Source organism: Pseudomonas sp. Colony2 (assembly GCF_019382755.1).
In the GTDB taxonomy this organism is placed as follows: domain Bacteria; phylum Pseudomonadota; class Gammaproteobacteria; order Pseudomonadales; family Pseudomonadaceae; genus Aquipseudomonas.
The window spans coordinates 1,946,318-1,959,404 of sequence record NZ_CP080030.1; the positions used below are offsets into that span (position 1 = coordinate 1,946,318).

General features: G+C 61.3%; 10 protein-coding genes. 6 read left to right on the forward strand and 4 right to left on the reverse strand.

Annotated features, from left to right (window positions below; translation table 11 throughout):
- Window positions 1-36: 36 nt before the first annotated feature.
- Window positions 37-1,551, forward strand: a complete 1,515-nt coding sequence (locus JV201_RS08355; protein ID WP_177040076.1) for an ABC transporter substrate-binding protein — start codon at window positions 37-39, stop codon at window positions 1,549-1,551.
- Window positions 1,552-1,691: 140 nt separating this feature from the next.
- Here the strand turns inward: JV201_RS08355 and JV201_RS08360 are convergent, their stop codons facing one another.
- The 4 genes from JV201_RS08360 to JV201_RS08375 all read right to left on the reverse strand — a co-directional run bounded on the left by JV201_RS08360 (window position 1,692) and on the right by JV201_RS08375 (window position 5,390).
- Complete coding sequence (locus tag JV201_RS08360; RefSeq protein ID WP_003218829.1) at window positions 1,692-2,432, reverse strand: YciK family oxidoreductase; 741 nt, start codon at window positions 2,430-2,432, stop codon at window positions 1,692-1,694.
- A 188-nt stretch (window positions 2,433-2,620) separates the two neighbouring features.
- The gene (gene mupP / locus JV201_RS08365; protein WP_003218827.1) at window positions 2,621-3,292 is read right to left on the reverse strand and encodes an N-acetylmuramic acid 6-phosphate phosphatase MupP; all 672 of its coding nucleotides are present in this window, start codon (window positions 3,290-3,292) and stop codon (window positions 2,621-2,623) included.
- Window positions 3,293-3,296: 4 nt separating this feature from the next.
- Window positions 3,297-3,995, reverse strand: a complete 699-nt coding sequence (gene ubiG / locus JV201_RS08370) for a bifunctional 2-polyprenyl-6-hydroxyphenol methylase/3-demethylubiquinol 3-O-methyltransferase UbiG (RefSeq protein ID WP_003218825.1) — start codon at window positions 3,993-3,995, stop codon at window positions 3,297-3,299.
- A gap of 63 nt (window positions 3,996-4,058) precedes the next feature.
- On the reverse strand, window positions 4,059-5,390 hold the full coding sequence (locus tag JV201_RS08375; RefSeq protein ID WP_003218823.1) for a TRZ/ATZ family hydrolase: 1,332 nt from the start codon (window positions 5,388-5,390) through the stop codon (window positions 4,059-4,061).
- A gap of 108 nt (window positions 5,391-5,498) precedes the next feature.
- Here JV201_RS08375 and mtnA point away from each other — a divergent pair, with 108 nt between their 5' ends.
- The 5 genes from mtnA (at window position 5,499) to hisC (ending at window position 13,061) form a co-directional block, all read left to right on the forward strand.
- Complete coding sequence (mtnA, locus tag JV201_RS08380) at window positions 5,499-6,575, forward strand: S-methyl-5-thioribose-1-phosphate isomerase (RefSeq protein WP_087693679.1); 1,077 nt, start codon at window positions 5,499-5,501, stop codon at window positions 6,573-6,575.
- A 302-nt stretch (window positions 6,576-6,877) separates the two neighbouring features.
- Window positions 6,878-9,541 (forward strand): DNA gyrase subunit A, encoded by a 2,664-nt coding sequence (gene gyrA / locus JV201_RS08385; RefSeq protein ID WP_219406732.1) that lies wholly within the window; start codon window positions 6,878-6,880, stop codon window positions 9,539-9,541.
- A gap of 218 nt (window positions 9,542-9,759) precedes the next feature.
- Entirely contained in the window at window positions 9,760-10,845 is a 1,086-nt protein-coding gene (serC, locus tag JV201_RS08390; RefSeq protein WP_003218814.1) for a 3-phosphoserine/phosphohydroxythreonine transaminase, read from the forward strand.
- Window positions 10,845-11,939, forward strand: a complete 1,095-nt coding sequence (gene pheA / locus JV201_RS08395) for a prephenate dehydratase (RefSeq protein WP_003218812.1) — start codon at window positions 10,845-10,847, stop codon at window positions 11,937-11,939. Before serC ends, pheA begins: the two co-directional genes overlap by 1 nt.
- A gap of 9 nt (window positions 11,940-11,948) precedes the next feature.
- Window positions 11,949-13,061 carry a histidinol-phosphate transaminase gene (hisC, locus tag JV201_RS08400; RefSeq protein ID WP_219406733.1) on the forward strand — a complete coding sequence of 371 codons (1,113 nt, stop codon included), beginning with the start codon at window positions 11,949-11,951 and terminating at the stop codon, window positions 13,059-13,061.
- Window positions 13,062-13,087: the final 26 nt, after the last annotated feature.

Sequence of the window (13,087 nt, forward strand, 5' to 3'; positions counted from 1 at the left end):
CATGAACAACCGCCGTTATAGACAAGGAGTTATGACATGCAATCCCGTCACTTGAAGTTGCTCGCCGCCGCCACACTCACCGCCTGGTCGCTGACCGCCGGTATTGCCCACGCCGCAGGTGTGCTGACCATCGGTTGCCGCGAAGACAGCACCACGTTTGACCCGATCAAAAGCGCGCAGAACCGCGATACCTGGGTGTTCGCCAACGTCTACGACACCCTGGTACGCGTGGACAACCTGGGCACCAAGATGGAACCGGGGCTGGCCGAAAGCTGGGACATTTCCAAGGACGGCCTGACGTACACTTTCAAGCTGCGTGCCGCGAAGTTCTCGGATGGCTCGCCGATCACCGCCGAAGACGCTGCCTTCAGCCTGTTGCGCATCCGCGACAACAAGGCCTCGCTGTGGAGCGACCCGTTCAGCCTGATCAACACCGCCAAGGCCAGCGACCCGCAAACCCTGGTAGTGACCTTGAAAACCCCGGCGGTGGCCTTCCTCTCGCAACTCGCTTCGCCGACGGTGTCGATCCTGTCGGAAAAAGCCATGACCCAGATGGGTGAAGACGCCTACTCGGAAAACCCGGTGACCTCTGGCGCATTTACCGTGGGCGAGTGGCGCAAGGGCGATCGGGTGATCCTGAAGAAGAACCCGAACTTCTGGCAGGCCAGCAACGTCAGCCTGGATGGTGTGGAATGGGTCTCCGTCACCGACGACAACACGCGCATGCGCATGGTGCAGAACAACGAGCTGGACACGGCGATCTTCGTCCCGTTTTCCCGGGTTGAAGAGCTGAAAAAAGACAAGAACGTGGTGGTGCACTCCGACCCGTCTACCCGTGAAGATCACCTGTTGATCAACCACGCCCACGGCCTGCTGGCCAAGCCGGAAGTGCGCCAGGCGCTGGACATGGCCATCGATAAACAATCGCTGGTGAAAACCGCCACCTTCGGCCAGGGCACCGTGGCCTATTCCTACATCCCAAAAGGCTCGCTGTACCACTACGCCAACAACCTGCAACGCCCGTATGACCCGACCGAAGCCAAGAAGCTGCTGGCGGCTGCCGGCGCCCAGGACTTGAAGCTCAACTATGTGGTCAACGCCGGCAACGAAGCCGACGAGCAGATTGCGGTGATGATCAAGGATCAACTGGCCAAGGTCGGTGTGACGGCCAACCTGCAAAAGGTCGACCCGACCCAAAGCTGGCAGATGCTGGTGGACGGTGATTACGATATTTCGGTGATGTACTGGACCAACGACATCCTCGACCCGGACCAGAAGACCACCTTCGTGCTGGGCCACGACACCAACCAGAACTACATGACCCGCTACAAGAACGACAAGGTCAAGGACCTGGTGGCCGCGGCGCGGATCGAGGCGGACCCGGTCAAGCGTGAGCAGATGTACGTCGACCTGCAGAAAATGGCGAAACAGGATGTGAACTGGATCGACCTGTACTACAGCCCGTACATCAACATCTCACGCAAGAACGTGAGCAACTTCCTGCAAAACCCGCTGGGGCGCTTCACGCTTGAGGAAGTGGTGAAGAACTAAGTTCTAGAGATCACCGCAATACAAATGTGGGAGCGGGCTTGCTCGCGAAGGCGGTGGATCAGTCGATATCTCTGTTGACTGACACTCCGCCTTCGCGAGCAAGCCCGCTCCCACATTAGGTTGCACTGTGTTCCAGATAGTTATTGCGCGTCAAACGCCTGCCCATTGATGCCGGTACTGTCCGGCCCCATCAGGTACAGGTACACCGGCATGATTTCCTCCGGTGTCGGGTTATCGGTCGGGTTCTCCCCTGGATACGCCTGGGCCCGCATGCTGGTGCGGGTGGCGCCTGGGTTGATGCTGTTGGCGCGCACCGGTGCGACGTTATCCAGCTCGTCCGCCAGGGTTTGCATCAGGCCTTCGGTGGCAAACTTCGACACCCCGTACGCCCCCCAATAGGCACGGCCCTTGCGGCCCACGCTGCTTGAGGTGAACACCACCGACGCATCCTGGGACAGCTTGAGCAGCGGCAACAACGTGCTGGTCAGCATGAACATCGCGTTGACGTTCACATGCATCACCCGCATGAAGTTCTCGCCGGACAACTGCTCGATCGGCGTGCGCGGGCCGATGATCGAGGCGTTGTGCAGCAAACCGTCGAGGTGGCCGAACTCCTTTTCGATCATCGCTGCCAGCTCATCGTATTGATGGGGCAGGGCGGTCTCCAGGTTGAACGGGATCACCACCGGCTGCGGTTGGCCGGCGGCTTCGATTTCGTCGTAGACCTGGGCCAGGTTGGCTTCGGTCTTGCCCAGCAGCAGCACGGTGGCGCCGTGGGCAGCATAGGTTTTGGCCGCCGCTGCGCCAATCCCGCGACCGGCGCCGGTGACCAGGATGACCCGGCCCTTGAGCAGTTCTGGACGTGCGGAGTAATCAAACATAAACAACCTCGACAAAGTTCACAGAAAATCCATGTGATTGATTGCGGCTAAGGCTGGCCAAGGCTTCTGTGGCGAGGGAGCTTGCTCCCGTTGGGTTGCGAAGCAGCCCCAGCTTTCGCGACTGCTGCGCAGTCGAACGGGAGCAAGCTCCCTCGCCACAAAGTTGCAGCAACCTCAGGCAGTCCCGATCAGCAGCTGCACAGCGCGCTGTCCAGCACTTTGCGCAATTCCAGCGGGTGATCCACCACCACATCGGCACCCCAGTTGCGCGGGTTGTCGTCCGGGTGGATATAGCCGTAGGTGACCGCCGCGGTACGAGTGCCGGCGTCGCGGCCCGACTCGATGTCCCGCAGGTCATCCCCCACGAACAGCACGCTGGCCGGGTCCAGGTCGAGCATCTTGCACGCCAGGATCAACGGTTCCGGGTCTGGCTTGCTGTTCTTCACGTGGTCCGGGCAGATCAGCAGCGCGGAGCGCTCGGCCAGGCCCAGCTGCTGCATGATCGGTTCGGCAAAGCGCAGTGGCTTGTTGGTGACCACGCCCCAGATCAGCCTGGATTTCTCGATATCCACCAGCAGCTCCTCCATGCCCTCGAACAGCTTGCTGTGGATCGCGCAGCCCTTGAGGTAACGCTCGAGGAATTCCTGGCGCAGCTCTTCAAAGCCCGGGGACTCGGGGTCCATGGAAAAGGTCACGGCGACCATCGCCCGGGCGCCGCCGGAGATTTCATCGCGGATGTGCTGGTCGTTGATCGGTGCCAGGCCGCGGTCAGCGCGCATGGCCTGGCAGATGGCGATAAAGTCTGGCGCGGTGTCCAGCAGGGTACCGTCCATGTCGAAAAGAACCGCTCGCAACTTCACAGGCTTACTCCTCGCGCAGGGTCTGGATCATGTAGTTGACGTCAACGTCGCTGGCCAGCTTGTAGTGCTTGGTCAGCGGGTTGTAGGTCAAGCCGATGATGTCCTTGACGGTCAGCCCGGCCTGACGGCTCCAGGCGCCCAGCTCGGAAGGGCGGATGAATTTCTTGAAGTCATGGGTGCCGCGGGGCAGCAGCTTCATGATGTATTCGGCACCGATGATCGCGAACAGGTACGCCTTCGGATTGCGGTTGATGGTGGAGAAGAACACCTGGCCACCGGGCTTGACCATGCGGAAGCAGGCGCGGATCACCGAGGACGGGTCCGGCACGTGCTCGAGCATTTCCAGGCAAGTGACCACGTCGAACTGCCCGGGCATCTCTTCGGCCAGCTCTTCGGCGGTGATCTGCCGGTATTCGACGTTCACGCCGGACTCCAGTTGGTGCAACTGGGCCACGGCCAATGGCGCTTCGCCCATGTCGATACCCATCACGGTGGCGCCGCGCTGAGCCATGGATTCACTGAGGATCCCGCCGCCGCAACCCACATCCAGTACCTTCTTGCCGGCCAGGTTGACGCGCTCGTCAATCCAGTTGACCCGCAGCGGGTTGATGTCGTGCAGGGGTTTGAACTCGCTTTCGCGGTCCCACCAGCGATGGGCGAGGGCTTCGAATTTGGCGATTTCAGCGTGGTCGACGTTGCTCATGGGGAATCCTCTAAATCTGATAAAACGTTTTGCCGGCCCTGGCATGCGTTGCCAGGGCGGGTGTTATTCGCTGTGTCCGCTGATGCGCTGGCCCCAGGCGATGGCCGTGGCGCACAACTGTTGTTCATCCAGGCGGGTCAGTTGCCGGTCGTCGAGCAATTGCTTGCCGCCGACCCAAAGGTGTTTCACACAATCGCGTCCGGTGGCATATATAAGCTGTGAGACCGGATCGTAGATCGGTTGTTGCGCCAGGCCCGACAGGTCGAAGGCCACGATGTCAGCGGCCTTGCCGACTTCCAGCGAGCCGATTTGACTTTCCAGGCCCATGGCCCGGGCGCCGTTGAGGGTGGCCATGCGCAGGGCGCGGTGGGCATCCAGGGCGGTGGCCGAGCCGGCGACGGCCTTGGCCAGCAGCGCGGCGGTGCGGGTTTCGCCCAGCAGGTCGAGGTCATTGTTGCTGGCCGCGCCGTCGGTGCCTACTGCCACATTGACGCCGGCTTGCCACAGGCGTTCCACCGGGCAGAAGCCGCTGGCCAGTTTCAGGTTGGATTCCGGGCAATGGATCACGCTGGTGTTGCTTTCTACCAGCAAAGTCAGGTCGTCATCGCTGATTTGGGTCATGTGAACGGCCTGGAAGCGCGGCCCCAGCAAACCCAGGCGGCCAAGCCGTGCCAGCGGGCGTTCACCACGCTGTTCAACGGACTGCTGCACTTCGAAGGCGGTTTCATGCACGTGCATGTGGATCGAGGCGTCCAGTTCCTCGGCGATCACCCGGATTTTTTCCAGGTTTTCATCGCAGACGGTGTACGGCGCGTGCGGGCCGAAGGTGATTTTGATCCGTGGGTGATGCTTGAGGTCGCCGAACAGCTCGACGCCTTGGCGAATCGCCTCGTCGGCGTCAGCAGCGCCGGGAATCGGGAAATCCAGGATCGGGATGGCGATTTGCGCACGCATGCCGCTGTTGTGCACCCGTTCGCTGGCGACTTTCGGGAAGAAGTACATGTCCGAGAAACACGTGATGCCGCCCTTGATCTGCTCGGCGATGGCCAGGTCAGTGCCGTCGCGGACGAAGGCTTCGTCGACCCACTTGGCCTCGGCGGGCCAGATGTGGTTTTCCAGCCAGGTCATCAGCGGCAGGTCGTCGGCCAGGCCGCGAAACAGCGTCATGGCCGCGTGGCCGTGGGCGTTGATCAGGCCGGGGCTGAGCAGCATGCCCGGCAGTTCACGCACTTCGCTCGCTGCGAGCTTCAAGGCCGCGGCGCGTGGGCCGATAAACGCAATGCACCCGTCACGAATGCCCAGGGCGTGCTCCTTGAGCACTACGCCGGCAGGCTCGACAGGTACCAGCCAGGTGGGCAGCAGCAATAAGTCGAGCGGGGCGGCAGTCGGTGTCATCGAGGGCAGTTTCCCAGGCATCTATAAAGAACGGCGAAGTATACCCGAGCGTCCTGGCTGGCGGATCGCTATAATCGGCGGCTTTTGTTCATGAGTGCGGGGTGAGGGATGCGCGATCGACTGTTGGCTGCGGAGAAAGTGAAGGCCATCGACTGGCGTGATGGCGCACTGTACCTGCTCGATCAGCGTATTTTGCCGTCTGCAGAAACCTGGGTCGCCTGCACCAGTGCTGCCGAGGTGGCCGAGGCCATTCGCACGATGGTGGTGCGCGGTGCGCCGGCCATTGGCATCAGTGCGGCGTATGGCCTGGTGCTGGCCGCTCGTGCCCACATCGCCGAGGGCGATGACTGGCAGGCCGCCTGGGAAGAGGACTACGCGCTGCTGGCGGATACCCGCCCGACCGCGTCGAATCTTTTCTGGGCCATGAAGCGCATGCGCGATTGCCTCGATCGCCTCAAGAAACACGCCGACCCGCTGGCGGTACTGGAAGCCGAGGCGGTGGCCATTCACCAAAGTGATCGCGAAGCCAACCTGACCATGGCGCAGCTGGGTGTAGAGCTGATCCGCAAGCATCAGGGCAATGTTCAGGCGATCCTGACCCATGGCAATGCGGGTGCGCTGGCTACCGGCGGCGTCGGTACCGCGCTCGGGGTGATTCGCGGTGCGTTCCTGGAAGGCATGGTGGAACGGGTCTACGCCAACGAAACCCGGCCCTGGCTGCAAGGCTCGCGGCTGACGGCCTGGGAATTGGCCAATGAAGGCATTCCGGTCACCGTGAATGCCGATTCGGCTGGCGCGCATATTCTCAAGACCAAGGGCGTGACCTGGGTGATCGTCGGTGCCGACTGCATTGCGGCCAACGGTGACGTGGTCAGCAAGATCGGCACCTATCAGCTGGCGGTGTGCGCCATGCATCACGGCGTGCGTTTCATGGTGGTGGCGCCCAGCTCCACCATCGACCTGATGGCGGCCAGCGGCGATGACGTGCCGCTTGAAGAGCGCGACGCCCGTGAGCTGCTGGAAGTCGGCGGCACCCGCGTAGCCGCTGATGTAGACGCCTTCAACCCGGTGTTTGACGTGACGCCGGCGGACCTGATTGATGTGATCGTCACTGAAAAAGGCATCGTCGAACGCCCCGACACGGCGAAGTTGGCGCAGCTGATGTGTCGTAAACGCCTGCATTGAGGCAATTTGCCCGCAAAAATCCCCTTGGATCCAGCTCTAAGGCCCTCTCGTCGCCGTCAAGCCTGTCATCCGTCAACTTACTATGCTCCATGCGCATCAGGGGGATAGGTGCGTGGCGGCGATTGTGATAACATCCGGCGGTTTCCAGGGTCACCCCAAGGGGTAACCTTTAATGCGCAGATCCGTGTCATAACTCGTTGATTTGTCGTAAGTCGTTGCCAGGCATCATGCCGGCAGCGGCGAGCTTCGTTCGTCCCATAGGATGTGACGAGGTTTCACCCGAAAAAGGAATCAGGCTTCTCATGGGCGAACTGGCCAAAGAAATCCTCCCGGTCAATATCGAAGACGAGCTGAAACAGTCCTACCTCGACTACGCGATGAGCGTAATTGTCGGTCGGGCACTGCCTGATGCGCGCGATGGCTTGAAGCCCGTGCACAGGCGTGTGCTGTTCGCGATGAGCGAGCTGGGTAACGACTGGAACAAGCCGTACAAGAAATCTGCCCGTGTTGTCGGTGACGTGATCGGTAAGTATCACCCTCACGGCGACACTGCGGTGTACGACACCATCGTTCGGATGGCCCAGCCGTTTTCCCTGCGCTACCTGCTGGTAGACGGCCAGGGCAACTTCGGTTCGGTCGACGGCGACAACGCTGCGGCCATGCGATACACCGAAGTGCGCATGACCAAGCTGGCGCACGAGCTGCTGGCTGACCTGCACAAGGAAACCGTGGACTGGGTGCCGAACTACGACGGCACCGAAATGATCCCGGCGGTCATGCCGACCCGTATTCCCAACCTGTTGGTCAACGGCTCCAGCGGTATCGCCGTGGGCATGGCCACCAACATCCCGCCACACAACCTCGGTGAAGTCATCGACGGTTGCCTGGCCCTCATCGACAACCCCGAGCTGACCGTCGATGAGCTGATGCAGTACATCCCGGGTCCGGACTTCCCGACCGCCGCGATCATCAACGGTCGCGCCGGCATCATCGAAGCCTACCGTACCGGTCGCGGCCGCATTTACATGCGTGCCCGCTCGATCATCGAAGACATCGACAAGGTCGGTGGCCGTCAGCAGATCGTCATCACCGAACTCCCTTACCAGTTGAACAAGGCGCGTCTGATCGAGAAGATCGCCGAGCTGGTTAAAGAGAAGAAGCTGGAAGGCATCACCGAGCTGCGCGACGAGTCTGACAAGGACGGTATGCGCGTGGTGATCGAGCTGCGTCGTGGCGAAGTGCCTGAGGTGATCCTCAACAACCTCTACGCCCAGACCCAGCTGCAAAGCGTATTCGGTATCAACGTGGTAGCGCTGATCGACGGCCGCCCGCGCATCCTGAACCTCAAGGATCTGCTGGAAGCCTTCGTGCGTCACCGCCGCGAAGTGGTAACCCGCCGTACCGTATTCGAACTGCGCAAGGCCCGTGAACGCGGCCACATCCTGGAAGGCCAGGCTGTTGCGCTGTCGAACATCGACCCGGTCATCGCCCTGATCAAGGCTTCGCCGACGCCGTCGGAAGCCAAGGAAGCGCTGATCAAGATGCCGTGGGAATCCAGCGCCGTAGTAGCGATGGTGGAACGTGCCGGTGCCGATTCGTGCCGTCCGGAGACCCTGGACCCACAATACGGCCTGCGCGACGGCAAGTATTTCCTGTCCCCGGAACAGGCCCAGGCCATTCTGGAACTGCGTCTGCACCGTCTGACCGGCCTGGAACACGAGAAACTGCTGGCCGAGTACCAGGAGATCCTCAACCAGATCGGCGAGCTGATCCGCATCCTCAACAGCGCCGTGCGCCTGATGGAAGTGATCCGCGAAGAACTGGAAGTGATCCGCGCCGAATACGGCGATGTGCGCCGCACCGAGATTCTCGACGCCCGTCTCGACCTGACCCTGGGTGACATGATCCCGGAAGAAGATCGCGTCGTGACCATTTCCCACGGTGGCTATGCCAAGACCCAGCCGTTGGCTGCGTACCAGGCCCAGCGTCGTGGCGGTAAAGGCAAATCGGCTACCGGCGTCAAGGATGAGGACTACATCGCTCACCTGCTGGTTGCCAACAGCCACACCACGCTGCTGCTGTTCTCCAGCAAGGGCAAGGTGTACTGGCTGAAAACCTACGAAATCCCGGAAGCGTCCCGCGCTGCCCGTGGTCGTCCGCTGGTCAACCTGCTGCCGCTGGACAGTGATGAATACATCACCACCATGCTGCCGGTAGACGAGTACACCGAAGGTCACTTCATCTTCATGGCCACTGCGAAAGGCACCGTGAAGAAGACCCCGCTGGAATCCTTCAGCCGTCAACGCAGCGTGGGCCTGATCGCCCTCGAACTGGACGAAGGCGACGTATTGATCAGCGCGGCCATCACTGACGGCGAGCGTGAAGTCATGCTGTTCTCCGACGGCGGCAAGGTTACGCGCTTCAAGGAGTCCGACGTTCGTGCCATGGGCCGTACCGCCCGCGGTGTGCGCGGCATGCGCCTGCCGGAAGGGCAGAAGCTGATTTCGATGCTGATCCCGGAAGAAGGCAGCGAGATCCTCACTGCATCGGCCCGCGGCTACGGCAAGCGTACGGCCATCAGCGAGTTCCCCGAGTACAAGCGTGGCGGCCAGGGCGTTATCGCCATGGTCAGCAACGATCGCAACGGCCGCCTGGTCGGCGCGGTCCAGGTGCTGGATGGTGAGGAAATCATGCTGATTTCCGACCAGGGCACCCTGGTACGTACCCGGGTTGATGAAGTGTCGAGCCTGGGGCGTAACACCCAGGGCGTGACCTTGATCAAGCTGGCCAGCGACGAAACGTTGGTAGGCCTGGAGCGTGTCCAGGAGCCATCGGAAGTCGAAGGCGAGGAGCTGGAAGGTGAAGAGGGGATTGCACTCGAGGGGCAAGTGATCGGCGATGCCGATGACGGCGTCGACGAGCCAGCACTCGACGCTGCCGCAGACGAAGAAGAACCGCAGGAATAAGCGGACACACAGGGGGCGGATGAAGATTCGCCCCCTTGTTGTTTGTCCCGTTTGAAATACGACGCCGCGCCGCTCTTGTAGGAGCCGGCTTGCCGGCGATGGCATCAACTCGATTCAAGTGAAGCATCGAGTCGTTTGCATCGCTGGCAAGCCAGCTCCTACAGGGTTCCGCGTTGCGGGATGTTGATTGCAGTCCCACCAGATCAGAGAGATTGGATGTGAGCAAGAGAGCCTATAACTTCTGTGCCGGTCCCGCGGCGCTTCCTGAAGCAGTCCTGCAGCGCGCGCAGGGTGAACTCCTCGACTGGCATGGAAAAGGCCTCTCCGTGATGGAAATGAGCCATCGCAGCGATGAGTTCGTGTCCATTGCCACCAAGGCCGAGCAGGATATGCGCGACTTGCTGGACATCCCGTCCGATTACAAAGTGCTGTTCCTGCAGGGTGGTGCGAGCCAGCAGTTCGCCCAGATCCCGCTGAACCTGCTGCCGGAAGACGGCACTGCGGACTATATCGACACCGGTATCTGGGGGCAGAAGGCCATTGAAGAGGCCTCCCGTTACGGTCACGTCAATGTGGCAGGCACGGCCAAGCCCTACGACTACTTCGCCATCCCCGGTCAGAACGAGTGGAAGCTGTCGAAAGACGCGGCCTATGTTCACTACGTGGCGAACGAAACCATCGGCGGCCTGGAGTTCGATTGGGTGCCGGAAGTGGGTGATGTCCCGCTGGTCTGTGACATGTCCTCGGACATCCTCTCGCGCCCGATCGATGTGTCCAAGTACGGCATGATCTACGCCGGTGCACAGAAGAACATCGGCCCGAGCGGCATCCTGGTCAACATCGTCCGTGAAGACCTGTTGGGTCGTGCGCGTTCGCTGTGCCCGACCATGCTCAACTACAAGGTCGCGGCCGATAACGGCTCGATGTACAACACCCCGCCGGCCTTCGCCTGGTACCTGTCGGGCCTGGTGTTCGAATGGCTGAAAGAGCAGGGCGGTGTGGCTGCCATGGGCAAGCTCAACGAAGAGAAGAAACGTACCCTGTACGACTTCATCGACGCCAGCGGCCTGTACAGCAACCCGATCAACCTGACCGACCGTTCGTGGATGAACGTGCCGTTCCGCCTGGCGGATGACCGCCTGGACAAGCCTTTCCTCGCCGGCGCCGACGAGCGCGGCCTGTTGAACCTCAAGGGCCACCGTTCGGTAGGTGGCATGCGCGCCTCCATCTATAACGCTGTCGATATCCACGCCGTCAAGGCGTTGGTGGCTTACATGGCAGAGTTCGAAAAGGAACACGGCTAATGTCTGAGCAAGAACTCAAGGCCCTGCGCGTACGCATTGACAGTCTGGACGAGAAAGTCCTGGAACTGATCAGTGAGCGCGCGCGGTGCGCCCAGGAAGTTGCACGGGTGAAGATGGCTTCCCTGGCTGAAGGCGAAGTGCCGGTATTCTACCGTCCGGAGCGTGAAGCCCAGGTGCTCAAGCGCGTGATGGAACGCAACAAGGGCCCGTTGGGCAACGAAGAGATGGCGCGGTTGTTCCGTGAAATCATGTCTTCGTGCCTGGCACTGGAGCAGCCGCTGAAAGTGGCTTACCTGGGCCCGGAAGGCACCTTCACTCAAGCCGCGGCCATGAAGCACTTCGGTCACGCGGTGATCAGCAAGCCGATGGCTGCGATCGACGAAGTGTTCCGTGAAGTGGCCGCCGGGGCGGTGAATTTTGGCGTGGTGCCGGTGGAAAACTCCACCGAAGGTGCCGTCAACCACACCCTCGACAGCTTCCTTGAGCACGACATGGTGATCTGCGGCGAAGTCGAGTTGCGTATTCACCACCACTTGCTGGTGGGCGAAAACACCAAGACCGACAGCATCAGCCGCATCTACTCCCACGCCCAGTCCCTGGCCCAGTGCCGCAAGTGGCTGGACGCGCACTACCCGAATGTGGAGCGCGTGGCGGTGTCCAGCAACGCCGAAGCGGCGAAGCGGGTCAAGGGTGAGTGGAACTCGGCGGCGATTGCCGGCGACATGGCTGCCGGCCTGTATGGGTTGACGCGCCTGGCCGAGAAAATCGAGGATCGCCCGGATAACTCCACGCGCTTCCTGATGATCGGCAGCCAGGAAGTGCCGCCGACCGGCGACGACAAGACATCGATCATCGTCTCCATGAGCAACAAGCCCGGCGCGCTGCATGAGCTGCTGGTGCCGTTCCACGATAACGGGATTGACCTGACGCGAATCGAGACTCGTCCTTCGCGCAGCGGTAAATGGACTTATGTGTTCTTTATCGACTTCGTCGGCCATCACCGCGACCCTCTGGTCAAGGGTGTGCTCGAGAAAATCAGTCAGGAAGCCGTGGCACTCAAGGTGCTGGGCTCCTACCCGAAAGCGGTTTTGTGAGGCTTTAACATGAGTGGCAACTTCCTCGCCCTGGCGCAGCCGGGCGTGCAACAACTGTCGCCTTACGTTCCGGGCAAGCCTGTGGACGAGTTGGCGCGCGAGTTGAACCTGGATCCGTCGAAGATCGTAAAGCTGGCCAGTAACGAAAACCCGATGGGCCCAAGCCCCAAGGTACTGGCCGCGATTCGTGAGGCGCTGGCCGAACTGACCCGTTATCCTGATGGTAACGGCTTTGAACTCAAGTCCCTGCTGGCGAAAAACTGCCGCGTTGATATCAACCAGGTGACCCTGGGTAACGGCTCCAACGATATTCTGGAGCTGGTCGGCCGCGCCTATCTGGCGCCGGGCTTGAACGCGGTGTTCAGCGAGCATGCATTTGCGGTCTATCCGATCGTCACTCAGGCCGTTGGCGCCGAGGCGCGTGTGATTCCTGCGAGAGACTGGGGTCATGACCTGCCAGCCATGCTGGCGGCCATCGATGACAATACTCGTGTTGTGTTTATCGCCAACCCGAACAACCCGACCGGCACCTGGTTCAGCGCCGAGGTGCTGGATAACTTCCTGCAGGACGTGCCGGAGCATGTACTGGTGGTGCTGGACGAGGCGTACATCGAGTACGCCGAAGGCAGCGACTTGCCGGACGGCCTGGACTTCCTCGCGGCTTATCCGAACCTGCTGGTCTCGCGCACGTTCTCCAAGGCTTATGGCCTGGCGTCGCTGCGGGTCGGTTACGGCTTGTCCACTGCGGTGGTAGCCGATGTGTTGAACCGTGTGCGCCAGCCATTCAACGTCAACAGCCTCGCACTGGCGGCGGCTTGCGCTGCGGTGCAGGACGCCGAGTACCTGGAAGAAGGCCGTCGCCTCAACGAAAGCGGCATGCTGCAGTTGCAGGAAGGTTTCCGTGAGCTGGGCCTGGGCTGGATTCCGTCCAAGGGCAACTTCATCTGCGTCGACCTCGGCCAAGTGGCGGCTCCTGTGTTCCAGGGCTTGCTGCGCGAGGGTGTGATCGTGCGTCCGGTGGCCAATTACGGCATGCCGAACCACCTGCGCATCACCATCGGTCTGCCTGCTGAAAACAGCCGCTTCCTCGAAGCGCTGGCCAAGGTTCTGGCTCGTGGTTGATGTCACTGCATTGCAACCTGCTGTAC